Source organism: Kitasatospora sp. NPDC058243 (genome assembly GCF_042882025.1).
Lineage (GTDB): Bacteria > Actinomycetota > Actinomycetes > Streptomycetales > Streptomycetaceae > Kitasatospora.
Genome location: NZ_JBHVWW010000029.1, coordinates 25,804 through 47,235, shown reverse-complemented (window position 1 = coordinate 47,235; position 21,432 = coordinate 25,804). Strand labels below are relative to the sequence as shown.

Genomic DNA, 21,432 nt, shown 5'->3' with positions numbered 1-21,432 from the left:
TCTCGATACTGGACCGAACGGTCATTTTGGGGAGGGGGTTCCATGAGTGTCGCCACGGCCGACCTGCCCGGCGCCGCGCTGGCCGCCGCCGGTGTCTGCGCGGCCAGTTACGGCCTGGTGGCGTCCACCGAGCACGGCTGGCGAAACCCCGGGACGCTGCTGCCGCTGGCCGCCGGGCTCGCCCTGCTGCTCGCCTTCGCCGCCGTCGAACGGCGCACCGCCGACCCGCTGCTGCCGCCCGGCTTCCTCGCCGACCGCCGCCGGGCCACCGCCCTCGCCGCCGTCATGGCGACCGCCGCCGGCACCGCGCTGACCTTCCTGCTGCTCGCGCTCTACCTCCAACAGGTCCGCGGCTGGGGCGTGCTGGCCACCTCCGCCGCGTTCCTGCCGTACGCGGCGGCGCTGCTGACGGCCGGCCGCCTGGCCGGGCCGCTGACCGCCCGCTACGGCGCCGTCGCGGTCACCGCCGGAGGGCTCGCCCTCGCGGCGGCCGGGCTCGGCCTGCTGGCGGGCCTCGCCCCCGGCAGCGACTACGCCACCGGGCTGCTGCCCGGTCTGCTCCTGCTGCCCGCCGGGGCCGCGGCCGCCTTCGCCGGCGCGGCCGTGCTCGCCACCGCGGGCGTGCCGCCCGAGCGGACCGGTCTCGCCGCGGGCGTGCTCAACACCGCGATGGAACTCGGCCCCACCGCCGGGGTGGCCGCCCTGATGGCGCTCGCCGCCACCCGCCCGAGCGTGGTCGGCGGCTACGCCACGGCCTTCGCGGCGGCGGGCGCCGCCCTGGCCCTCACCGCCCTCGCCGTCGCCACGCTGGCGCGGGCGACTCCCGAGGCCGCCACAGATACCGACACCGCCCCAGAACGCACCATCCAGATCAAGGAGCACCTCTCATGACCACGCGTTTCACCGACAAGTCCGTCCTGGTCACCGGCGGCGGCAGCGGTATCGGACGGGCCGTGGCGCTCGCCTTCGCCCGGGAGGGCGCCCGGGTCGCGGTCGCGGGCCGCAGCGCGGGCCCGCTCGCGGAGACGGTCGAGCTGATCGAGCGGGCGGGCGGCAAGGCCGTCGCGCTGACCGGCGACGTGGCGGACGGTCAGGACGCCGCCCGGCTGGTCCGGGAGACCGTCGAACTCCTCGGCGGTCTGGACGTCGCCGTCAACAACGCCGGGGTGTTCGGCGCGGTCGGCCCGGTCGCCGACATCGACGAGGACGAGTGGCACCGGGTGTTCGCGGTCAACCTGACCGGCACCTGGCTCGCCATGAAGCACCAGATCGGCCACATGCGGGCCCACGGCGGCGGCGCGATCGTCAACGTGTCGTCCAATCTCGGCGTCCACATGCGGGTGCCCGGCCTCGGCGCCTACGCCGCGAGCAAGGCCGCGGTCACCGCGCTGACCCGCAGCGCCGCCCTCGACCACATCGCGGACGGCGTCCGGATCACCATGGTGAGCCCCGGCCCGGTGGACACCAGCATGTCCACCCGGCCCGGCGAGAACGCCGAGGACAAGGCCGCGCGGATGAAGGACAGCCTCCCCGTCGGCCGGGCGGGTGCGGTCGAGGAGGTCGCCGCCGCGGTGCTGTACCTGGCCTCGTCCGAGGCGGGCTTCACCGTCGGCGCCGACCTCGTCCTGGACGGCGGCGCCACCGCCTGACCCACCGGCGGCCCAACGACCGCTCGGTGCCCCGTCGTTGGGCCGTCGCCTGATCCACTCGTGGCCCAACGGCCGGGCGGCACCCAGGTGTTGGGCCGTCAGGTCACTGCTCGGCCAGCGCGTCCCGGGCCTCCTCGGTCCGGGCCCGGGCCACCACGAAGTCCTCGTCGAGCTCGACGACCAGCACGTCCGGCCCGGTGAACCAGCGGCAGCCGCGGCCGAGCCGGGGCAGCTCCGCCAGCCCCTCCGGCACCTCCGCCCCGGACTCGGCGAACACGCTCAACTCGTCGTCCTGCAACAGCTTCTCCACCATCACCATCGCCGCCGCGGCCGTCGAGAAGCGCTCCTCCCAGGGCTCCCAGCGCTCCGCCGACTTGTCCGCGAGGTCGAGCCGGCCCACCGTCGGCGGATCGTCCTGGTCGAGGTCGGCCAGCAGGACGCCCCAGTGCACGCACGCCTGGTTCTCCTCCTGGTACACCAAAGCGCCCTCCAGGACGAACAGTTCCTCCGGCGGCAGCAGCCGGTTGTGGTTGCCGGTGAGGTCCTCCCGGCGGCCGAACAGCCGGTACGCCTCGCGCAGCGCGGCCGGCAGTCGCAGGCCCAGGCGCCCTTCGGCGGCGTCGAGTTCGGCGTCGGTGAAGCCGTCGTCGGGCCGCAGCGGGTCGCCCCAGTAGGCGGCGAAGCCCTCGACCAGCGCCCGGGTGCCCGCGCGGCCCCGCAGGGATTCGGCCATCGCGGCCCGGATGTCGAATTCGGTGTCGTCCATCCGGGAACCGTACGACGCCCCACCGACAGTCCCGCCCCACCGACAGCCCGGGGCCACCGGAGGGCGTACCGGAACGGGCGGGGGCGCGCCGCACACCTCGCCCGCCCGCGACGGGCCGGGGACGCGCCCCAACGCCCGTCCGCCCACGACCGGCCGAATCTGACGCGAACGCGTAATCCCACCGACACCCGTTGCTCACCGTGGGGTTTCCAATCCGTCGTGTGGGCAGGACACGGTTTCGGCCGGAACCGACGCAACGAAAGGCGGGACGCGCAAACCCATGCCGACCGCACCGCACACCAAGCCCCACCCGGGCCGCCGAAGCCGCTGGGGTGAGCACGGCCTCGCCTGGGCCTTCCTGCTGCCCTCCCTGGTGGTCTTCGTCCTCTTCATCGGCTACCCGCTGGGACGGACCGTCTACCTGAGCGGACACGCCAACGACCTGTTCGGCGCGCCCTCCCGCTATGTCGGGCTGAAGCACTACACCGAGCTGCTGACCTCGGCGGACTTCCGGCGCACGCTCGTCACCACCGCCCTGTTCACGCTGCTCACCGTGGTGCCCGGCGTGCTGGGCGCGCTGGTGCTGGTGCTGCTCCTGGAGAACCGGATCCGGGGCGTGCGGCTGCTGCGCTCCGCGTTCGCGCTGCCCTTCGCCTTCTCGGTGGCCAGCGCGTCCGTGGTCTTCGCGGTGTTCTTCAACCCCGCCAGCGGGGTGCTCAACGGCCTGCTCTCGCACGTCGGGCTGGGCCCGATCGGCTGGCTGACCGACTCCCGGTACGCGCTGGTCTCGGTGGCCGTCACCACGGTGTGGATGAGCCTCGGCTACAACGTCCTGGTGCTGTCCGCCGGCATCGGCTCGATCCCCGGCGAGATCCTGGAGGCCGCGCGGATCGACGGCGCCTCGGGGCTGCGGCTGGCCCGTTCGATCACCGTGCCGATGCTCGGCCCGAACCTGTTCTTCCTGACCGTGGTCTCCACCGTCCACTCGCTGCAGAGTTTCGGCCAGATCCACATCCTCACCAAGGGCGGCCCCGACGGCGCCACCCGGACCCTCGTCTACTCCGTCTACGAGAAGGCCTTCGCCTACGGCTCCAGCGACTTCGGCACCGCGAGTGCCCAGGCCGTGGTGCTGCTCGTGGTCGTCCTCGCCTGCACGGCCGTCCAGTTCGGCGTCCTGGAGCGGAAGGTGCACTACGCATGACCGTGACCGCCACCGAGGCCGGGCCCGGGGCCCAGGACGGGGCCGCCGCGCCGCGCCCGCGCCCCCGCGTCCTGGCCGGCCGCTCGCCGCGCGACCTGCTCGGCCGCGCCGCCGTCTACCTGCTGCTCGCCGTCGCCGTCGTCACCGTGGCCTTCCCGGTGTACTACGCGATCGCCGGCGCCTTCATGAGCCCGTCCGAACTCTCCTCCTACCCGCCGGCGCTGGTGCCCCACTCGGTCACCGGGCGGAACTTCTCCGGCGCCGTCGACACCGTCCCGCTGGCGAGGCAGTACGCCAACTCGGCGATCGTGGCGACCGTCATCACGCTCGCCCAGCTGTTCACCTCGGTCCTCGCCGCGTACGCCTTCGTGTTCCTGCCGCTCAAGGCGCGGGCCGTGGTGTTCGGGGTGTTCCTGGCGACGCTGATGGTCCCGTGGGAGGCCATCATCATCCCCAACTACCTGACGCTGTCCGGCTGGGGGCTCGGGAACACCTACTTCGGCCTGGTGCTGCCCTTCCTCGCCTCCGGCTTCGGCACCTTCATGCTGCGGCAGGCCTTCCGGCAGCTGCCCGGCGAACTGCGCGACGCCGCGCGGATCGACGGCGCGGGCCACTGGCGGTTCCTGTGGCGGATCGTCGTCCCGCTCAACAAGCCGGCCCTGGCGGCGCTGTCGATCTACGTCTTCCTGTCCGCCTGGAACCAGTACTTCTGGCCGCTGATCATCACCCGCACGGCGAACATGCAGACCCTGCAGATCGGCCTCACCTCGCTGCGCGACTCCGAGATGTCCGACCCGGGCCTGATCCTCGCCGGCGTCGTGCTCTCCCTGCTGCCCACGCTCGCCCTGGTGGTCTTCGGCCAGCGCTTCATCGTCCGCGGTCTCACCGCGGGCGCCGTCCGCTGACCCGCTCCGCCGCTTCCTCCCGCTCCTTCGAGCACGTCCCTCCCGACAGAGAGAGAACCCTCCCGTGAAGAAGAGTGCCCGCGCGCTCGCGGCCCTGCTGGTGGCCGGCCTGTCCCTGACCGCCTGTAGCTCCGGCGACTCCACCTCCGGCTCCGGCGGCTCCTCCGACGCCGCCCCCGGCGCCCAGGCGCTCGACCAGGCCTCGGGCGTCACCGGCGTCGAGTTCTGGCACTCGATGACGGGGAAGAACGCCGAGGTCCTCACCGGGCTGGTCGGCCAGTTCAACGCCGCCCACCAGGGCAAGATCGAGGTCAAGGCGCAGTTCCAGGGCAAGTACGACGACCTGGTCGCCAAGTACAAGGCCGCGGTGCAGCAGAAGGGCACCCCCGCCCTGGTGCAGGTCTACGACATCGGCACCCGGTTCATGATCGACTCCAAGCAGACCGTCCCGGCCCAGGCCTTCGCCGACAAGGACGGTTTCGCCCTCGACGACCTCGACCCGAACATCCGCAACTACTACTCCGTCGGCGGCAAGCTCGTCTCGATGCCGTTCAACTCCTCCATGCCGCTGCTCTACCTCAACGCCGACGCCTTCAAGGAGGCCGGCCTCGACCCGGCCCAGCCGCCCAAGGACCTCGCCGAACTCGGCGAGCTGGCGAAGAAGCTGACGAAGAAGGACGCCGACGGCAAGACCGTCCGCTACGGCTTCGGCGCCGCCATCTACGGCTGGTTCGTCGAGCAGCTGCTCGCCGAGTCCGGCACCATGTACTGCGACCAGGACAACGGCCGCAGCAACAAGGCCGGCAAGGCCGTCTTCGACTCCGCCCAGGGCGCGCAGGTCGTCCAGTGGTGGGCCGACCTCGTCAAGGGCGGCTACGCGGCCAACACCGGCCGCAACACCGACGACGCCCAGGCCGCGTTCAAGGCCGGCACCGTCGCCATGCACCTGGAGTCCACCGGCGTGCTGCGCGGCTACACCGAGGCCGCCAAGTTCGCCGTCGGCACCGCGGCCTTCCCCAAGGTCGCCGCCGCCGACCAGGGCGGCCCGGTCATCGGCGGCGCCTCGCTGTGGATCAGCGGCCCCGGCCACTCCGACGCCGAGAAGCGCGCCGCCTGGGAGTTCGAGAAGTTCGTCACCGCCCCCGAGCAGCAGGCCGCCTGGCACACCGGCACCGGCTACTTCCCGGTCAACCGCAAGTCCCTGGACGACCCCAAGGACAAGGAGTGGGTCGCCAAGTACCCGCAGTTCCAGACGGCCATCGAGCAGCTCAAGGCCACCAAGCCCTCCCCGGCCACCGCCGGCTGCCTGCTCGGCGTGATGCCGCAGGCCCGCAAGGGCGTCGAGACCGCCATCGAGCAGACCATCGCCGGTTCCAAGACCGCCCAGCAGGCCCTGGCCGACGCGGCCAAGGAACTCCAGCCCGCCATCGACAGCTACAACAGCTCCGTGAACTGACCACCTCCCTGCCCCACGGCCACCGGCCCGACTCACGGCCACCGGCCCGCCCTACGACGGCCCGCCCGGCGCAGCACGCGCCCGGCGGGCCGCCGCCGTCCGGGACCATCGTCGGGGACGGCCGGTCGGGGCTCAGCCGTCGGCGTCAAGGCGCTAAGGCGCTGAGGCGTCACGCCGACAGGGCTTCGCCGTCCTCCGGGAGCGCGCACACGGCCGCCAGCTCGTCCAGCGACAGATCCAGTGCGAACGCCAGCGCGGCGATGGTGAAGAACGACGGCGTCGGCGCCCGTCCGGTCTCGATCTTGCGCAGCGTCTCCGCCGAGACGCCGGCCACCGCCGCCACCTCGACCATGCTGCGTGCGCCGCGTGCCTCGCGCAGCAGCGCCCCGAAGCGCTCCCCGCGCTCGCGCTCCCACGGGGTCAGTGGAGTCCTCACCATGCCTTCGATACTAGGCCCTCCCCGCCGGGGCCATGCCGCGTGCCCCGCCCCGGTGCCCCCGTCCGGCCGCGCGGCCGCCCCACCTTCGACCGTGATACAAATACCGGTATAAGAATTGGATCGAGGGGAGACGACCCACCATGGTCGAAATCAAGTCGGACGCCGCCCTGGACGCGATGCGCGAGGCCGGGCGAGTGGTGGCGGACGCGCTGGCCGCCGTGCAGGACGCGGCGGCCGTGGGCGTCAGCCTGCTGGAGCTGGACGAGGTGGCGCACGGCGTGCTGCGGGCGGCCGGGGCCACCTCGCCGTTCCTCGGCTACCGGCCGTCCTTCGCGCCCGTGCCGTTTCCGGCCGTCATCTGCGCCTCGGTGAACGACGCCGTCGTGCACGGCATCCCGGGCGGCTACCGGCTGCGCGACGGCGACCTGGTGAGCATCGACTGCGGCGCCCTCCTGGACGGCTGGGCCGGGGACTCCGCCGTCAGCTTCACCGTCGGCGCCGCCCGGCCCGAGGACGCGGCACTGATCGACACCACCCGGCGCGCCCTGGAGGCCGGGATCGCCGCCGCCGTGGTCGGCAACCGGATCGGTGACATCGCGCACGCCATCGGCAAGGTCGCCCGCGCCGGGCGCTACGGCCTGCTCGAAGGCTTCGGGGGGCACGGCATCGGGCGGAGCATGCACGAGGACCCGCACGTGCCCAACGAGGGCCGCCCGGGCCGGGGTTACCCGCTGCGCCCCGGCCTGGTGCTGGCGATCGAGCCGATGCTGACGGCGGGCGGCCGGGGTGACTACCACACCGACCCGGACGGCTGGACGCTGCGCACCACGGACGGCAGCCGCGCCGCGCACATCGAGCACACCGTCGCCATCACCGAGGACGGCCCGCGCGTCCTGACCCTCCGGTAGCCGGGGCACTGCGGGCGGGTGCGCATCCGGGCGGGAGCAACAGGCCGTAGGCGAACGGTCCTTGTCCGAACCCGGGCGCCCGTCCGACCGGCTGGAATGAGCCGAATCTGTGGCGGATTTGTGACAAAGCTTCGCCAACACCCTGCCCTGGCACGGTATTCGCGGCCGTAGTGTTCCAGTTATGTCACCGAAGAGCCGCATACCTGCCCCGGACGCGGGCGACACCTGGGTGCCGCGCCCGCGGCGCCGTGAGACCCCGATCGGATTCCTGGGTCACACGGTCACGTTCCTCGGCTGCTGCACTCTCGGCGGTGTCCTGCTGGCCGGCCTCATCCTTCCCGCGGCGGGCGCCGTCGGGCTCGGGGCCAAGAGCAGCGCCGAGGGCTTCGAGAGCATCCCCGACGACTTCAAGGCGCCGGCGCTGACGCAGGCCACACAGGTCTTCGACGCCAAGGGCGGCCTGATCGCCAAGGTCTACGAGCGGGACCGCACGGTGATACCCGCCGAACAGATGTCACCGCTGATGCGCCAGGCGCAGGTGGACATCGAGGACGCCCGTTTCTACGAGCACGGCGCCGTCGACCTCAAGGGCATCCTGCGGGCGATCACCAAGAACGCGGAGAGCGGCGCCGCCGTCCAGGGCGCGTCGACGCTGACCCAGCAGTACGTGAAGAACGTCAACGTGGAGAAGGCCGGCGACGACCCGGTGGCCGTCCTGGAGGCGCAGCGCAAGACGCTCGGCCGCAAGATCCAGGAACTCCGGTACGCCATCAAGCTGGAGGAGGACCTGACGAAGGATCAGATCCTCACCAACTACCTGAACATCACCTTCTACGGCCATCAGGCGTACGGCATACAGGCGGCCGCCCAGCGCTACTTCAGCAAGGACGCGAAGGACCTCGCCCTCCCCGAGGCGGCCATGCTCGCCGGGCTGGTGCAGAACCCGTCCCAGTACGACCCGAAGCTGCACCCGGTGGCCGCGCAGAAGCGCCGGGACACCGTCATCGACAAGATGGTCGAGAACAAGCACATCACCGCGGACCAGGCCAAGGAAGCGAAGGCCGCCCCGCTGGGCCTGAAGTACCGGGACCCGCAGAACGGTTGCATCACCGCCCAGGCCGGCATGGGCTTCTTCTGCGACTACGTGCGCCACGTGGTCAAGCAGGACCCGGTGTTCGGCAAGAGCGCCGCCGAGCGCAAGAAGCTGTGGGACACCGGCGGCCTCAACATCTACACCACGCTGGACCCGGAGAAGCAGGCCGCCGCCCAGAACGCCGTCTCCGAGCAGGTGTACGTGACCGACCCGGTCTCGGCGGCGATGACGATGGTCGAGCCCGGCACCGGCAAGATCCTGGCGATGGCGCAGACCCGCCCCTACGGTCTGGCGAAGGAGAAGAACCAGACCGTCGTCAACTACAACGTGGACGCGGCGATGGGCGGCGGCATCGGCTTCCAGCCCGGCTCCAACTTCAAGCCGATCGTGGCCGCCGCCGCCCTGGAGGCCGGCCTGCCGCCCACCCAGCGGTACGACTCGCCCAACCGCATGGACTGGCCGACGATGAGGACCTGCGACGGCACCTGGAAGAACCTGAGCAAGGGCAAGAAGGAGGGCAGCATCCCGAACGAGAGCGCGCGCGAGGTCGGCCCGTACGAGCTCAAGGAGGCGATGGCCCTCTCGGTGAACACCTACTTCGTGCAGATGGAGCAGGAGATCGGCCTCTGCGCGGTCAAGCAGATGGCCAACAAGCTGGGTGTCACCGGCAAGGCCGGCGGTGACCCGTTGCAGGAGCTGCCCGCCCTCGGCCTCGGCACCCAGGAAGTGAGCCCGTTGACGATGGCGAACGTGTACGCGAGCTTCGCCGCCCGCGGCACCTACTGCGCGCCGCTGGCGATCAACAAGATCTCCACGGTGGACGGCAAGGACGTCCCGGTGAGCCCGGCCAAGTGCACCGAGGCGATGTCCACGGACACCGCCGACGTGATCAACAGCGTGCTGCTCGGCGTGACGGAGAAGGGCACCGCCAAGGACCTCAGGCTGGACGACCGCCGGCAGATCGCGGCCAAGACCGGGACGACGGACGAGAAGAAGTCGGCCTGGTTCACCGGCTACACCGGCAACCTGGCCGGCTCGGTCTGGCTGGGCAGCCCGGGCACCAAGGTGCCGATGAAGAACATCCGGATCGGCGGCCACTACCAGCAGGAGGTCTTCGGCGCGACCGGCCCGGGCCCGATCTGGGAGCAGGCGATGAGCGACGCCGTCCGGAACATGCCGGAGAAGGAGTTCCCGACGGTCTACATCCCGGACCCGCCCAAGCGCGACCCGAACTGCGCCACCCCCAGCGGCTCGCCGACCGGCACCTGCGGGAGCGGCTCGGGCAAGCAGCGCCCGAGCAGCCCCGGCAACCCGAGCAGCCCCGGCAACGCGAGCACTCCGGGCAACGCGAGTACCCCGGGCAGCACGGGCAACCCGGTCGGCCCGCTCAACCCGAACAGTCCGGTCGGCCGCTCCGCGCCGTCCACGCAGTCCACGCAGTCCGGGCAGTCCGGGCAGTCCACCCCGCTGGCCCCCGCCGCGCCGGCCGACCCCGGCGACAACCAGGACCAGTGAACCGCCCGGCCCCGCCTGAGTACCCGTACTCAGGCGGGGCCGCGGCCCGGCGGCGGACGATGGGTGCCATGCCGCACAGCATCCTCGGCGTCCCCGCCGTGTTCTGGCCCTCGATCGGCTACCTGGCCGGGTACCCGGTGATCGGGCTCGCCGCCGCCCGCGAACTGCGCGCGGGCACCAGCGCGGCCGACGCGGTCCGCCAGTGGACCGCCGTCGTCTGGACGATGCCCGGCTTCCTGCCGGCGATGGTCGTCGACCCGTTCCCGGACGGCAGTGCGGCCCGCTTCCTGTCCGCCACCGCCGTGGGCGCGGCGGGCAACGCGGCGCTGCTCGCCCTGCTCGCCCACGCGGTGGGGCTGCCGTAGCGCGGACGCTACCGCGCCTCGACCGGCTCGCCGGTGTCCTGGTCCAGGTTGAAGACCCGCCGGTAGGAGTCGGTGACCACGGTGATCTGGTCCCGGCCGGTCCAACTCGCCTCCACCAGCCGGGCGTCGTCCGGTGCCCGGCCGATCTGGGCCAGTGACCAGCGCCGCGCGGACCAGCCCGCGCCGACCTCCAGCAGCACCTGCCAGTCGTCGTTGTCCTTCGGCGCGGTGGCGTACGAGCGGTGCACCACGACCAGTGCCAGCTCCTGGCGAGCCGGGGCGGTCTCCCGGCTGCGCGTCTCGGCCGCCGAGACCTTGTGCGCGGCCAGCACGCCGAGCAGGAACACCACCCCGGCCGTCACCGTGACCGCCCGGGTGGCCGTCCGTACGGCGGTGCGCCGGTCGCCCAGCCAGGCGGCGGCGATCAGCGCGGCCAGCGCCGCGCCGAGCAGCAGCTCGGGCCGGTTGAGCAGGTCGGCGACCAGCATCAGCCCGCCCGAGCGGCTCTCCCACTGCCCCTCGGTGTAGAGCAGCACGGCCGCCGCCCCGCCCGCCAGCAGCAGCCGGACCAGGGTGCGCCTGGCCTTCGGCATCCGGTTCCTCATCGTCCCCCCGTCCGATGCGTCACAGCTCTGCGAGCAGCTTGCGGCCCTCCGGCCAGTCGCCCAGCCCGGAGCCCGAGTTGAGGTGCCCGTACGCGCCCGGCTCGACGTACCGGGCGCCCCACGCCCCGGCGAACAGCCGGGCCCGCTCGGGGCTGACCCACGGGTCGTCGGTGCTGGCGACGACCACGGCCGGGAACGGGAACGGCGCCAGGGCCACCGGGCGGAAGCCGGTCAGCTGCGGGACTTCGGCGGTGTCGATGTCCGCGGGGGCGACCAGCAGCGCGCCGCGCACCGCGGCGGTCCGCCCGGCGGGTGCGGCGGCCACCCAGCGGGCCACCGTGACGCAGCCGAGGCTGTGGGCGACCAGCACCACCGGCCCGTCGGCGGCGGCCCCGGCCACCGCCGCGTCCACCCGGGCGATCCAGTCGCTCTGGTCGGGGTGGTCCCAGTCCGCCTGCTGGACCCGGCGGAAGGCGTCCGGTTCGGCGGCCTCCCAGCGGGTCTGCCAGTGCTCGGGGCCCGAGTCCTGGTAGCCGGGCAGGACGAGGTAGGTGGTGCGGTCCGGCATGGGCTCCTCCGGTGTGCGGTCGTGGCGGGCAGCAGGAGTCTAGGACGCGGGCAGCCGCGGCCCGCAGCCGGGCGGTGACCGGGCGCGCACGACCCTCGGCGGGCGCGTACGCCCGGTGACGCGCCGCAGTACGCCCGGTGCGCCCTGTTGCCAACGGCGCGGCCGGTGCGGGAGGTTGGTCCGGGCCCGCGGCCGGTGGCCACCGGCCGGGGTCCACGCCGTGTCGGACGCTCGACCATGTGGAGGGATGTCGGCGATGACATCGAAGATCCTGCTCGTCACCGGGGACGCCGCCGAGTCGCTGGAGGTGTTCTACCCGTACCAGCGGCTGCGCGAGGAGGGCTACCAGGTCGACATCGCCGCCCCGACCAGGAAGCGACTCCAGTTCGTCGTCCACGACTTCGTCGACGGCTACGACACCTACACCGAGAAGCCCGGCTACACCTGGCCCGCCGACCCCGCGGGCCGCTTCCGGATCGGCAGCACCACCAAGACCTTCGTGGCCACCGTGCTGCTCCAACTCGTCGGCGAGGGACGACTGGGACTGGACGACCGCGTGGAGAGCCTGCTGCCCGGCGCGGTGCCGAACAGCGCGGACATCACCGTCCGCGAACTCCTCAACCACACCAGCGGCGTCGCCGACTACACCCAGGACCCGGCCTTCAACTCCTACGACCAGAACTGGCTCGACACCGGCCGCTACACGTCCTACAGCCCGCAGGACCAGGTGGACCTCGCCGACAAGTACCCGCCCGCCTTCCGCCCCGGCCAGGACTGGCAGTACTCCAACACCAACTACGCCCTGGTCGCGCTGATCATCGAACACCTCACCGGCCACGGCTGGAACGAGGAGGTGGAACGCCGGATCATCCGCCCGCTCGGCCTGACGGGCACCTCGATGCCGCTCTACTCCCCGGTCATCCCCGGCCCGCACGCCCACGCCTACCTCAAGCTCGACAGCGGCCCGGCCGACGTCACCGCGCTCAACCCCTCCATGGCCGGCCCCTCCGGCGCGGGCATCTCCACCACCGCGGACCTGACGACGTTCATCCGCGCCCTGCTCGGCGGCCGGCTGCTGCGCCCCGCCGAACTCGCCGAGATGCAGAAGACCACCGCCCACGGCGGGGGCCAGGCCTACGGGCTCGGCCTCCAGCGGGTGGACACCCCGTGCGGCGCGTTCTGGGGCCACGCCGGCGGGATCCCCGGCTACAGCACGATGATGCTCGGCTCGCTCGACGGGAAGCGCCAGTTCGCCAACAGCACGACCTTCTACGACACGCCGGATCCGGCCGCGGCCCTCGCCGCCTGGCAGCGGGTGGTGAACGCCGGCGTCTGCGGCGGGCAGGGGTAGGGCGTGGGCCGCGGGTCGGACCGCCCCCTACGCTGTCCGGCGACAGGAACGGCCGACCGTCACCAGGAGGACGAGACATGGCAGAGCCGCTGATCGCCGCAGTCGGGGGCAAGGCGCCCACCGTCGACCCGAGCGCCTTCCTCGCACCGAACGCCGTCGTGGTCGGGGACGTGACGATCGGCCCCGGCGCGGGCGTCTGGTACGGGGCGGTGCTGCGCGGCGACGCCGAGTCCATCACCGTGGGCCAGGACAGCAACATCCAGGACAACTGCACCCTGCACGCCGACCCCGGCTTCCCGCTGGTGGTCGGCGAGCGGATCTCGGTCGGGCACAACGCGGTGCTGCACGGCTGCGTGGTCGAGGACGACGCCCTGGTCGGGATGAACGCCACCGTGCTCAACGGCGCCCGGATCGGCGCCGGTTCGCTGGTCGCGGCGGGCGCGGTGGTGCCGCAGGGGATGCGGGTGCCGCCCGGCTCGCTGGTCGCCGGAGTCCCGGCCAAGGTCCGCCGCGAGCTGACCGAGGACGAGAAGGCCGGCATCAAGGCCAACGGCGAGGGCTACCTGCTGCTGGCCGCCGCCCACCGTGAGCTCGAACCCCTGGCACAGCCCCAGCCCCAGGCCTAATTCTGGACGCCGACCGGAGCCGTCGTGGCCGGAACCGCCGCGGCCCGCTCGGGTGCGGCGGGCACGGGCCGGCGCCGGTCGGCCGCCCAGGCGAGCACCGCGATCAGCGCGCCCGAAGCGGCCAGGACGGCGCCCACCAGGGTCGGCGCCGTCCAGCCGAACCCGGCGTCCAGGGCCAGCCCGCCGAAGTAGGCGCCTTGCGCGTTGGCCAGGTTGAACGCGCCCTGCACCGTCGCCGAGGCCAGCGTCGGCGCGCTGCGCGCCTTCTGCAGGACCAGCGTCTGTACCGCCGGCACGATCGCGAAGCCGAACAGTCCGATCAGCACCACCGTGACGGCGGCCGACCAGCGGGCGTGCGCGGTCACCGCGAACAGCGCCAGGGTGGCGGCCAGCAGCACGAAGGCGGCGCAGACCGTCGGGCGCAGCGCCCGGTCGGCCGCGAACCCGCCGATCACGTTGCCGATCGTCATCCCCACCCCGAACAGCGCCAGCACCAGCGTCACCGAGCCGGTGGCGTACCCGGAGACCTCGGTGAGCAGCGGCGCGATGTAGCTGTAGCAGGCGAAGAAGCCGCCGCAGCCGAACACCACGGTGGCCAGCGCCAGCCACAGCTGCCCGTCCCGGAAGGCCCGCAGCTCGTGCCGCAGCCCGGCCTGGCCGGGGGAGGGCAGCGACGGCACCAGCCGGGCGATGGCGAGCGTCCCGGCGGCGGCGATCAGGACGACCACCAGCATGGTCGCCCGCCAGCCCAGGTGCTGGCCCAGCAGCGTCGCGGCCGGCACGCCGACGATGTTGGCGATGGTCAGGCCGGAGAACATCACGGCCACTGCCCGGGCCCGGCGGTCGGGGGCCACCAGTTCGGCCGCGGCCACCGCGCCGGCCCCGAAGAATGCGCCGTGCGGCAGTCCGGTGACCAGTCGGGCGGCGGCCAGCGTCCAGAAGTCCGGTGCGAGCGCGCACAGCAGGTTGCCGGTGGCGAACAGCCCGGCGAGCGCCACCAGCACCGCCTTGCGCGGCCGGCCGGAGGCCAGCGCGGTGAGCAGCGGGGCGCCGATGACCACGCCCAGCGCGTACGCGGATATCAGCCAGCCGGCCTGCGGGATGGAGACGTGCAGATCGTCGGCGACCTGGGGGAGCAGCCCCATGGCGGCGAATTCGGTGGTGCCGATGGCGAACGCGGTGACGGCCAGCGCGAGCAGCGCGAGAGGCAAGGGGGTGACTCCGGGGTGACGCCCGCGGACGGGGAGGCGCGGCGGGACGGGGGGGATTCGTTCGTCCGGCATCCTAATCCGGCCGGATGACGCCGCCGTGAGGTGCGTGTGACGGGAGGGGGTCGCCAGTACGGCGTCCACGCGCGAGACTGGGTGCATGTGCCGCAACATCAAGACGTTGCGCCCGCCGGTGACGCTCGACGCCGACGAGGACGACTTCCGCGCCGCCGCGCTGCAGTACGTCCGCAAGGTATCCGGGTTCCGCGCCCCGGCGGCGCACAACCGCGAGGCCTTCGACCGGGCCGTGGACGCGGTCGCCGAGGCCACCGCCCGGCTGCTCACCGAGCTGGAGGTCCGCGGCGCGCCCGCCCGGGCCGCCGAGGCCACCGCGTAGGCCGACCGCCGTTCGGCGGGCCCGCCGACCGCGGCCGCGCATCGGGACCAGGAGATCGGGACAATCGGGACAGGAGATGGAGATGACCCCCGCGAACCGTTACGTGCTCACCTTCCCCGGCACCCCCGGCACCCAGGCCCCGCAGGACGTCGTCGTGGTCGTCCGCACCAGCGCGACGGGCCCGGGCGGACACCCGGTGTACGAGGACGCCAGCGGCATCGTCCGCGCCGAGATCAGCAACGCCGGCGAGGTCCGGATGCTCGCCAGCGGCGGCCACCAGTCCCCGCACCTGCCGGTCCACGCCGAGCCGCTGCCCTGACGGCTGCCCTGACCGTTGCCCTGGCCGCTGCCCTGGCCGCTGCCCTGACCGCCGTCCTGGCCGTCCGGCATCCGCGGACGATTTCCGCGAACCACCGGGGTGCCGTCCGCCCCTGGGGCAGAATCGGCGGCATGACCACAGCGCGCTGGCAGGGCACCGTCGTCGCCGAGAGCGACGAGACCGTCGTCGTCGAGGGCAACCACTACTTTCCGGTCGAATCCGTCCGGACCGAATTCCTGCGTCCGTCCGACACCACCACCGTCTGCGGCTGGAAGGGCACCGCCGGTTACTACACGCTGGACGTGGACGGGCGGACCAACCCCGACGCGGCCTGGTACTACGCCGACCCGAAGCCGGAGGCCGAGGAGATCCGCGGCCGGGTGGCGTTCTGGCGCGGGGTCGAGATCACCGGGTAGGGCGTACCCCGGGGGCGGAGGGGGTACCGGACATCCATGGCAGTCTTCCGTAAACCCGGACGTTCCAGGCCTGTCCCCGAGCCCGCCCCGACCCCCGTGCCCGCCCCCGTGCCCGACGCCGGCCTGGCCGGCGAGCTCGCCGAACTGGTCGAGCAGGCCGAGCAGCCCGAGGGCGAGTGGCAGATCGCCGAGTACCGGGCCGGCCGTGGCCGTGGCCGGGCCCTGGTGGCGAACGTGGCCCACCTGCTCGGCCGGGGTGGCCGGGTCGCCGCCAAGGGTGCCGCGTTTGGCGGCCGGGCCCTCACCGAGCAGCTGGTGCAGGCCGCGCCGCGGATCCCCGTGCGCGACCTCGCCACGCTGCGTGCCCAGCACCCCGGCGCGGCCGACCCCGAGGCGCTGGCCGACCTGCTGGTCACCGGCGCGGCCCGGGCCTCCGGCGCGCTCGGCGCCGGCGTGGGCGCGGCGGCGATGCTGCCGGTGCCGCCCGCGATGCCGGTGGAGATCGCGGCCGAGACGCTCGCCGTCGCGGCCGTGGAGATCAAGCTGATCGCCGAACTGCACGAGGTCTACGGCGCCCGGGCGCCGGGCAGTGTCACCCAGCGGGCCGGGGCCTACCTGAGCGCCTGGGCCAACCGCCGGGGGATCGACGCGAAGCTGCTGTCCCGGCCGGCCGGGTTCGCCGCCCTGGCGCTCGGGGCGGAGGTGCGCCAGCAGCTCAGCCGCCGGCTCACCCGCAGCTCGCTGCGCCGCCTGCCGTCGCTCACCCCGCTGCTGGTCGGCGCCGGCATCGGCGCCACCGTCAACCGGCGCGACACCCGCCGGCTGGCCGGCGAGGTCCGCGCGGACCTGCGTGCGCGTCCCCCGGTCGACCGCGCCTACTGGGCCGCCGCGGCGCCGGCGGTGCGGGGCGAGGTCGTCCCGGGGGACTGAGGTTTCTGGTTGGGTCCTGTCCGGTGGGGGGCTCCTGGCTAGAGCCTGTCCGGCGGGGCCGGGGCGGCCGCGCCCCGGCCGGCCTTGACGCCGTTCACCATCGCCTGGTGTATCGCCCGCGCGGTGGTCTCGTCGGCCGCCGGGACGGGGCTGCCGGTCACCGTGTACCAGTCCAGCGCGCCGGAGTACTGGACGGTGAGCCGGGCCTCGCCGTCCACCCAGGTGGTGTGCACGGTGAGGTCGCCGGAGATGGGGCCGATCTCGGTGGTGGTGACCCCGCCGGGTCCGCTGATGATCGACTGCGTGGTCCAGGTCGCCCACGACGTGCGCGGGTCGACGGGCGGTCGGGCCTGCCTGCCGGTTTGATCGTGTTCGGTCATGCGCTTATCCTCCCCCGCCGGTGAGCCGCTGTCCGGGCAGCGACACCTGCGGTCGCGAAGACCGCCCGGTCCCACCGGGCGGTCGGGTGCTCACAGCTGTTCAGCGGTCCGGACCGGACTCCTCCAGGGTGGGCTCGCCCTCCGCCTGGGAGGTGTCCTGTGCGTGCAGGTTCTGCATCGAGGTGATGCCCTCTTCGGGATCCGCGGCGCGGACGTCCTCGTCACGGTCCGTGCTCATCTCGGCCCGTTCGCTCATGTCGGTCATGGCGGGCTCCGTCTCCTCGGCCGGTCCGGGCGCGCTCCGAGCCGGGGTGCGGCAGGGCCGGGTCTGTCTCTCACCCCCCAGCCTGCCCCCGCCCCGGCCCCGGGGCCAGCCGAACGGCCTAGACCCTGTCCGGCCGATCTTGCCGGGCGCCAAGATCGACCGGACAGGACCTGGACCCTGTCCGGTCGCCGGCCGGCCCCGCCCTCTGTCCGACGGCCGTCACCAGGTGACGGGCAGCGACCGCATTCCGTAGATGAACGCCTCCGAGCGGAACTTCCGGCCCTCACCGGTGGCCGCCGGCCGCAGGCCGGGCAGCCGCCGGAACAGGGTGGCCAGGGCGATCTGGAGCTCGGCGCGGGCGAGCGGCTGCCCGAGGCACTGGTGCACGCCGAAGCCGAAGGCCATGTGCCGCCGGGCGTCCCGGTCGAGGTCGAGCTCGTCGGTCGGCCGCAGGTCGGCGCCGCCGAACATCTCCTCGTCCTGGTTGGCGGTGGAGATCAGCGCGATCACGCCCTCTCCGGCCTTGATCACGGTGCCGCCCAGCTCGACGTCCTCCAAGGCGACCCGGGGCAGCCCGTGGTCCACGATGGTCAGGTGGCGCAGCAGTTCCTCGACGGCGCCGGGCAGCGCGGCCGGGTCGGCCAGCCTGGCGATCTGCTCGGGCTGGTCGAGGAGCAGGGCGGTGGAGAGCGAGATCATGTTCGCGGTCGTCTCGTGCCCGGCTATCAGCAGCAGGATGCCGGTCGTGGCGACCTCGTCCGGCGTGAGGTCGTCCCGGACGGCGAGCCGGCTGAGTATGTCGTTGCCCGGCTCCTCCCGCTTGCGGGCGGCCAGGCCACCCAGGTACTCGCGCAGTTCGTCCGAGGCGGCCTGGACCTCCTCGGCCGAGCTGTGCTTGTTGAGCAGGGTCCGGCTGAGGCCCTGGAAGCGGTCCCGGTCCTCGTACGGGACGCCGAGCAGCAGGCAGATCACCAGCGAGGGGACGGGCAGCGCGAAGTCGGCGACCAGGTCGGCCTCGGTCCGGCCGTCGGTCATCCGGTCGAGCGCCTCGTCGACGATCTGCTGGATGCCGGGGCGCATCGCCTCGACCCGCTTGACCAGGAAGTCGCCGGTGACCATCCGGCGCTGCCGGGCGTGCTCGGGGTCGTCGAGCCGCAGGAAGCTCGGGTTGGCGAGGAGGGCCTCCCGGCGGCCGGGCACCAGCATCGGGAACCCCTGGTGGCGGGCGTCCGCGCTGAACCGGCGGTCGGACAGGATGGTGCGGACCTCGGCGTAGCCGGTGGCCAGCCAGCAGGACTCGCCGTCGGGCAGGGCGGCGCGGGTGATGGGCGCCGTCGCGGCGGCCTCGGTGTAGGCGGGCGGCGGGCTGAACGGGCAGCAGGCGTCGCGCGGGGCCGGCATCGGGAAGGTCCGGGCGGTGGGTGTGCTCGTCAAGGTGGGGTCTCCTTGCGTCGCAATGTCCTCGGGTGGGTGGGGTGGCGCCGGGGTCTACGGTTCGCGCGACGGCGGCCGGGAGCGGCGGTCGTCACGGTGGCCGGGGCCGGCGCGGGCAGGGGGCCGTCGGGAGCCGGTGGGGGCGTCAGCCGGCGTCCTCGGCGGAGTCCTCCTCGGTGACGGTGATCGCGCCGCCCGGGCAGAGCTCGGCGGCGAGCCTCAGCACCGCGAACTGCGGGGGCTTGAACTCGGTCTGACGGAGGACCACCAGGCTGTCCTGCTCGTCCTGGTCGAAGATCTCCGGAGCGTTCAGGACGCACATCCCGGAGCTGCAGCAGCGGTCCCGGTCGACGCTCACCTTCATGGTCGAGCACCTCTCGCCAGTGCGGCGCCGGGCGTCCGGCGGCCGCCTCTCGTTGTCATTGCCAACCTAACCGCCACCCTTGCGTCCACGGAGGGGCGATGCGGGGATCGTCCAGAATGGCCGATTCGGTTCGGAGCCGGTCCAGCGCCGCCGCAAAGGGGTTTGAAATTGACGTTACTCCGCCAAAGGGCGGCTCACAGCCCCTCGGCGGCGGCGATCTCCCGGACGGTGGCGACGGTGTCGGCCTCGGCCGCGCCCTTGTCCGGCCGGTAGCGCACCACCCGGGCGAACCGCAGGGCCAGCCCCGCCGGGTAGCGGGGGCTGCGCTGGAGACCGTCGAAGGCGATCTCGACGACCAGTTCCGGCCGGACCCGCACCGTCCAGTCGTCCCGCCCGCTCTCGCGGGCGAGGAGTTCGGCGGTCTGCCAGGCGAGCGTCTCGTCGGTGAGGCCCTTGAAGGTCTTGCCGAGCATCACCCACGGGCCAAGCCCGGGCTCGCCCGCCGCCCGGGCGCCCAGGTGCAGATTGCTGAGGAGGCCGCGCCGCCGGCCGCTGCCCCACTCGGCGGCCAGCACCACCAGGTCCAGCGTGTGCCGGGGCTTCACCTTGATCCAGGTCCTGTCCGGCCGATCTTGCCGGGCCCGCGACGCCGGGCATCCCGCCTGGACGCACGCCCGAATCGCCCAAGTACGGCCCAGTACGAGGACGATCCGGGCGCACGCCCAGCCGGGCGCCCAACGCCGCGGGCTGATCCGCCAAGATCGACCGGACAGGACCTGGCCAGCACCGCGCCGCCCGGCCGCGTACCCGGCCGCCGGGTCCTTGACCAGGACGCCCTCGTGACCGCGGGCCAGGGTCTCGCGGAAGAACGCCAGTGCCCGCTCGCCGTCCCCGGTCTCGGTGCGGGGCACCCGCAGGCCCTCCGGCACCGCCCCGTCCAGCGCCGCCCACCGCTCCCGGCCGGGGCGGTCCACCAGGTCCTCGCCGTCCCGGTGCAGCAGGTCGAAGAAGAAGGCGCTGAGCGGGACTTCGGCGCGCAGCCGCTCCGGATCCCGCCGGGAGGCGGTGCGCGCGGCGGTCTCCTGGAACGGACGCGGCCGCCCGTCGGGCCCGAGTGCGATCGCCTCGCCGTCCAGCACCGCCGAGCGCAGCGGCAGCGCGAGCGCCGCCTCGGCCACCTCGGGGACGCGCGCGGTGATGTCGTCCAGACCGCGGGTGAACACCGCGACCTCCGCGCCGTCCCGGTGCACCTGCACCCGGACGCCGTCCAGCTTCCACTCCAGCGCGGCCGGGCCGGTGCGCTCCAGCGCCGAGGCCACGTCGGGCGCGGAGGCGGCCAGCATCGGCCGCACCGCCCGGCCCACCTCCAGCCGGAACGCGGCCAGCGCGGGCGCCCCGCCGGTCAGCGCCGCCTCCGCCACCGCCCGGGCGGAGCCACGGAACATCAGCGCCCGGCGCACCGCCGCCGCGGGCACCCCGGCGGCCTGGGCGACGGCGTCGCCGACCAGCGCGTCCAGCGCGCCCTGGCGCAGCTCGCCGACCAGCACCGCGCGCAGGAACGCCTGCTCGACCTCGGTCGCCCGGGCGAACAGCCCGGCCAGCAGCCGCCGCCGCTCGGCCTGCGCGCCGGGCCCGTGCACCCCGGCGATCCGCTCCAGCTCCCGTTCGGTCTCCCGGACGCCGAGCGAGGCCTCGGCGGCGGGCGGCGGCAGGTCGCGCAGGCCCGCCGGGCCGACGCCGGTGCGCAGCCGCTGCGACTCGCCCGACAGCAGACCCACCGCCGCCGGGGCCTCGGCCGGGCCCAGTGCGCGCAGGCAGTCCGCGAGCAGCGCCGTCTTGGCCCGCCGTCCGGGCTCGGCGGCGACGGCACGGGACGTCCGGGCCAGGTGCCGCAGCCGCATGGCGCTCCTCGGGTGGTGCGTGGCCGGGCGTCCAGGATCGGCCACCCGACCGGCCGGCGCACGGCGGGGGGCGCGTCCGTACCGCGCCGGAGTGGAGTGCGCGGGCGGCCGGTCTTGGCCGTGGTGGAGTTCGGCGCGGAGCCGATGGCCCGTCATGCTGGCGCCACACCGCGGCCCGGCGACCCCGGGGCCCGCCCGACCGAGGGAGACCGAGTTGACCACCACGACCCGCTGGAGCGTCGGGGGGGCGGGGGGGGTCCAACCACCCCCCCCGCGGCGAACCTTCCCTTGGTTCCTCTTTTTTTTCCCCGGGTCTACGGCCGGGGGGGAGGGAGGAACGGTCTCGTTTTTGTTCCCCCCCCCCGACCACC

General features: G+C 73.7%; 24 protein-coding genes. 14 read left to right on the top strand and 10 right to left on the bottom strand.

The annotated features are described in order from the left end of the window. Positions 1-42: 42 nt before the first annotated feature. Both ACFVX9_RS20185 and ACFVX9_RS20180 read left to right on the top strand, forming a co-directional pair. Complete coding sequence (locus tag ACFVX9_RS20185) at positions 43-891, top strand: MFS transporter (RefSeq protein WP_387982806.1); 849 nt, start codon at positions 43-45, stop codon at positions 889-891. Continuing rightward, positions 888-1,649, top strand: a complete 762-nt coding sequence (locus ACFVX9_RS20180) for an SDR family NAD(P)-dependent oxidoreductase (RefSeq protein WP_380483723.1) — start codon at positions 888-890, stop codon at positions 1,647-1,649. The genes ACFVX9_RS20185 and ACFVX9_RS20180 overlap by 4 nt, the downstream gene beginning before the upstream one ends. Before the next feature lie 103 nt (positions 1,650-1,752). Here ACFVX9_RS20180 and ACFVX9_RS20175 read toward each other — a convergent pair whose 3' ends face one another. Next, positions 1,753-2,415 (bottom strand): SMI1/KNR4 family protein, encoded by a 663-nt coding sequence (locus ACFVX9_RS20175; RefSeq protein ID WP_387982805.1) that lies wholly within the window; start codon positions 2,413-2,415, stop codon positions 1,753-1,755. A 280-nt stretch (positions 2,416-2,695) separates the two neighbouring features. On the opposite strand from ACFVX9_RS20175, the gene ACFVX9_RS20170 reads away from it, so the two are divergent. The 3 genes from ACFVX9_RS20170 (at position 2,696) to ACFVX9_RS20160 (ending at position 5,977) form a co-directional block, all read left to right on the top strand. Next, positions 2,696-3,616, top strand: a complete 921-nt coding sequence (locus tag ACFVX9_RS20170) for a carbohydrate ABC transporter permease (protein ID WP_063346087.1) — start codon at positions 2,696-2,698, stop codon at positions 3,614-3,616. Beyond that, positions 3,613-4,521 carry a carbohydrate ABC transporter permease gene (locus tag ACFVX9_RS20165; RefSeq protein WP_079135349.1) on the top strand — a complete coding sequence of 303 codons (909 nt, stop codon included), beginning with the start codon at positions 3,613-3,615 and terminating at the stop codon, positions 4,519-4,521. Before ACFVX9_RS20170 ends, ACFVX9_RS20165 begins: the two co-directional genes overlap by 4 nt. Before the next feature lie 64 nt (positions 4,522-4,585). Next, on the top strand, positions 4,586-5,977 hold the full coding sequence (locus ACFVX9_RS20160; RefSeq protein ID WP_387982803.1) for an ABC transporter substrate-binding protein: 1,392 nt from the start codon (positions 4,586-4,588) through the stop codon (positions 5,975-5,977). A 169-nt stretch (positions 5,978-6,146) separates the two neighbouring features. On the opposite strand, the gene ACFVX9_RS20155 is transcribed toward ACFVX9_RS20160, so the two are convergent. Next, on the bottom strand, positions 6,147-6,416 hold the full coding sequence (locus tag ACFVX9_RS20155) for a helix-turn-helix domain-containing protein (RefSeq protein WP_063346085.1): 270 nt from the start codon (positions 6,414-6,416) through the stop codon (positions 6,147-6,149). A gap of 140 nt (positions 6,417-6,556) precedes the next feature. Between ACFVX9_RS20155 and map the strand changes: the two genes are divergently transcribed. The 3 genes from map (at position 6,557) to ACFVX9_RS20140 (ending at position 10,297) form a co-directional block, all read left to right on the top strand. Further along, positions 6,557-7,324, top strand: a complete 768-nt coding sequence (map, locus tag ACFVX9_RS20150) for a type I methionyl aminopeptidase (RefSeq protein WP_387982801.1) — start codon at positions 6,557-6,559, stop codon at positions 7,322-7,324. A 181-nt stretch (positions 7,325-7,505) separates the two neighbouring features. Continuing rightward, a complete protein-coding gene (locus ACFVX9_RS20145) occupies positions 7,506-9,932 on the top strand; it encodes a transglycosylase domain-containing protein (protein ID WP_387982800.1) in 2,427 nt (808 codons plus the stop codon). Positions 9,933-10,000: 68 nt separating this feature from the next. Then, positions 10,001-10,297, top strand: a complete 297-nt coding sequence (locus ACFVX9_RS20140) for a hypothetical protein (protein ID WP_387982799.1) — start codon at positions 10,001-10,003, stop codon at positions 10,295-10,297. Between the two features lie 8 nt (positions 10,298-10,305). Here the strand turns inward: ACFVX9_RS20140 and ACFVX9_RS20135 are convergent, their stop codons facing one another. Continuing rightward, positions 10,306-10,890: a hypothetical protein gene (locus ACFVX9_RS20135; RefSeq protein ID WP_380379817.1), complete on the bottom strand. Its 585-nt coding sequence runs from the start codon at positions 10,888-10,890 to the stop codon at positions 10,306-10,308. A 31-nt stretch (positions 10,891-10,921) separates the two neighbouring features. Next, positions 10,922-11,470, bottom strand: coding sequence for an RBBP9/YdeN family alpha/beta hydrolase (locus ACFVX9_RS20130; protein ID WP_380379820.1), 549 nt, complete (start codon positions 11,468-11,470; stop codon positions 10,922-10,924). A 256-nt stretch (positions 11,471-11,726) separates the two neighbouring features. Between ACFVX9_RS20130 and ACFVX9_RS20125 the strand changes: the two genes are divergently transcribed. Then, complete coding sequence (locus ACFVX9_RS20125) at positions 11,727-12,821, top strand: serine hydrolase (protein WP_387982796.1); 1,095 nt, start codon at positions 11,727-11,729, stop codon at positions 12,819-12,821. 77 nt (positions 12,822-12,898) lie between these two features. Then, a complete protein-coding gene (locus ACFVX9_RS20120) occupies positions 12,899-13,447 on the top strand; it encodes a gamma carbonic anhydrase family protein (RefSeq protein WP_063346077.1) in 549 nt (182 codons plus the stop codon). Here the strand turns inward: ACFVX9_RS20120 and ACFVX9_RS20115 are convergent. Then, positions 13,444-14,658 (bottom strand): MFS transporter, encoded by a 1,215-nt coding sequence (locus tag ACFVX9_RS20115; protein WP_380483713.1) that lies wholly within the window; start codon positions 14,656-14,658, stop codon positions 13,444-13,446. The genes ACFVX9_RS20120 and ACFVX9_RS20115 overlap by 4 nt on opposite strands. Before the next feature lie 157 nt (positions 14,659-14,815). Here ACFVX9_RS20115 and ACFVX9_RS20110 point away from each other — a divergent pair, with 157 nt between their 5' ends. The 4 genes from ACFVX9_RS20110 to ACFVX9_RS20095 all read left to right on the top strand — a co-directional run bounded on the left by ACFVX9_RS20110 (position 14,816) and on the right by ACFVX9_RS20095 (position 16,717). Beyond that, entirely contained in the window at positions 14,816-15,052 is a 237-nt protein-coding gene (locus tag ACFVX9_RS20110; RefSeq protein ID WP_350886016.1) for a DUF2277 domain-containing protein, read from the top strand. 82 nt (positions 15,053-15,134) lie between these two features. Then, complete coding sequence (locus ACFVX9_RS20105) at positions 15,135-15,371, top strand: DUF6296 family protein (RefSeq protein ID WP_063350858.1); 237 nt, start codon at positions 15,135-15,137, stop codon at positions 15,369-15,371. A gap of 131 nt (positions 15,372-15,502) precedes the next feature. Further along, a complete protein-coding gene (locus ACFVX9_RS20100) occupies positions 15,503-15,787 on the top strand; it encodes a DUF427 domain-containing protein (RefSeq protein WP_363372965.1) in 285 nt (94 codons plus the stop codon). A 96-nt stretch (positions 15,788-15,883) separates the two neighbouring features. Then, complete coding sequence (locus tag ACFVX9_RS20095) at positions 15,884-16,717, top strand: hypothetical protein (RefSeq protein ID WP_063346073.1); 834 nt, start codon at positions 15,884-15,886, stop codon at positions 16,715-16,717. A gap of 38 nt (positions 16,718-16,755) precedes the next feature. On the opposite strand, the gene ACFVX9_RS20090 is transcribed toward ACFVX9_RS20095, so the two are convergent. The 5 genes from ACFVX9_RS20090 to ACFVX9_RS20070 form a co-directional block, all read right to left on the bottom strand. Beyond that, positions 16,756-17,097 carry a hypothetical protein gene (locus tag ACFVX9_RS20090; RefSeq protein WP_380483709.1) on the bottom strand — a complete coding sequence of 114 codons (342 nt, stop codon included), beginning with the start codon at positions 17,095-17,097 and terminating at the stop codon, positions 16,756-16,758. 100 nt (positions 17,098-17,197) lie between these two features. Next, a complete protein-coding gene (locus ACFVX9_RS20085; RefSeq protein ID WP_159398310.1) occupies positions 17,198-17,362 on the bottom strand; it encodes a hypothetical protein in 165 nt (54 codons plus the stop codon). Positions 17,363-17,581: 219 nt separating this feature from the next. Further along, positions 17,582-18,796, bottom strand: coding sequence for a cytochrome P450 (locus ACFVX9_RS20080; RefSeq protein ID WP_387982792.1), 1,215 nt, complete (start codon positions 18,794-18,796; stop codon positions 17,582-17,584). A gap of 145 nt (positions 18,797-18,941) precedes the next feature. After that, positions 18,942-19,160: a ferredoxin gene (locus ACFVX9_RS20075; RefSeq protein WP_363587319.1), complete on the bottom strand. Its 219-nt coding sequence runs from the start codon at positions 19,158-19,160 to the stop codon at positions 18,942-18,944. A 194-nt stretch (positions 19,161-19,354) separates the two neighbouring features. Further along, positions 19,355-21,061: an ATP-dependent DNA ligase gene (locus tag ACFVX9_RS20070; protein ID WP_387982790.1), complete on the bottom strand. Its 1,707-nt coding sequence runs from the start codon at positions 21,059-21,061 to the stop codon at positions 19,355-19,357. Positions 21,062-21,432 lie beyond the last annotated feature (371 nt).

Excerpts from the sequence above, each read along its gene's own strand:
- ACFVX9_RS20185 (WP_387982806.1), top strand. The coding sequence starts at position 43 with ATGAGTGTCGCCACGGCCGACCTGCCCGGCGCCGCGCTGGCCGCCGCC.
- ACFVX9_RS20180 (WP_380483723.1), top strand. The coding sequence starts at position 888 with ATGACCACGCGTTTCACCGACAAGTCCGTCCTGGTCACCGGCGGCGGC.
- ACFVX9_RS20175 (WP_387982805.1), bottom strand. The coding sequence starts at position 2,415 with ATGGACGACACCGAATTCGACATCCGGGCCGCGATGGCCGAATCCCTG.
- ACFVX9_RS20170 (WP_063346087.1), top strand. The coding sequence starts at position 2,696 with ATGCCGACCGCACCGCACACCAAGCCCCACCCGGGCCGCCGAAGCCGC.
- ACFVX9_RS20165 (WP_079135349.1), top strand. The coding sequence starts at position 3,613 with ATGACCGTGACCGCCACCGAGGCCGGGCCCGGGGCCCAGGACGGGGCC.
- ACFVX9_RS20155 (WP_063346085.1), bottom strand. The coding sequence starts at position 6,416 with ATGGTGAGGACTCCACTGACCCCGTGGGAGCGCGAGCGCGGGGAGCGC.
- map (WP_387982801.1), top strand. The coding sequence starts at position 6,557 with ATGGTCGAAATCAAGTCGGACGCCGCCCTGGACGCGATGCGCGAGGCC.
- ACFVX9_RS20145 (WP_387982800.1), top strand. The coding sequence starts at position 7,506 with ATGTCACCGAAGAGCCGCATACCTGCCCCGGACGCGGGCGACACCTGG.
- ACFVX9_RS20140 (WP_387982799.1), top strand. The coding sequence starts at position 10,001 with ATGCCGCACAGCATCCTCGGCGTCCCCGCCGTGTTCTGGCCCTCGATC.
- ACFVX9_RS20135 (WP_380379817.1), bottom strand. The coding sequence starts at position 10,890 with ATGCCGAAGGCCAGGCGCACCCTGGTCCGGCTGCTGCTGGCGGGCGGG.
- ACFVX9_RS20130 (WP_380379820.1), bottom strand. The coding sequence starts at position 11,470 with ATGCCGGACCGCACCACCTACCTCGTCCTGCCCGGCTACCAGGACTCG.
- ACFVX9_RS20125 (WP_387982796.1), top strand. The coding sequence starts at position 11,727 with ATGACATCGAAGATCCTGCTCGTCACCGGGGACGCCGCCGAGTCGCTG.
- ACFVX9_RS20120 (WP_063346077.1), top strand. The coding sequence starts at position 12,899 with ATGGCAGAGCCGCTGATCGCCGCAGTCGGGGGCAAGGCGCCCACCGTC.
- ACFVX9_RS20110 (WP_350886016.1), top strand. The coding sequence starts at position 14,816 with ATGTGCCGCAACATCAAGACGTTGCGCCCGCCGGTGACGCTCGACGCC.
- ACFVX9_RS20105 (WP_063350858.1), top strand. The coding sequence starts at position 15,135 with ATGACCCCCGCGAACCGTTACGTGCTCACCTTCCCCGGCACCCCCGGC.
- ACFVX9_RS20100 (WP_363372965.1), top strand. The coding sequence starts at position 15,503 with ATGACCACAGCGCGCTGGCAGGGCACCGTCGTCGCCGAGAGCGACGAG.
- ACFVX9_RS20090 (WP_380483709.1), bottom strand. The coding sequence starts at position 17,097 with ATGACCGAACACGATCAAACCGGCAGGCAGGCCCGACCGCCCGTCGAC.
- ACFVX9_RS20085 (WP_159398310.1), bottom strand. The coding sequence starts at position 17,362 with ATGACCGACATGAGCGAACGGGCCGAGATGAGCACGGACCGTGACGAG.
- ACFVX9_RS20075 (WP_363587319.1), bottom strand. The coding sequence starts at position 19,160 with ATGAAGGTGAGCGTCGACCGGGACCGCTGCTGCAGCTCCGGGATGTGC.
- ACFVX9_RS20070 (WP_387982790.1), bottom strand. The coding sequence starts at position 21,061 with ATGCGGCTGCGGCACCTGGCCCGGACGTCCCGTGCCGTCGCCGCCGAG.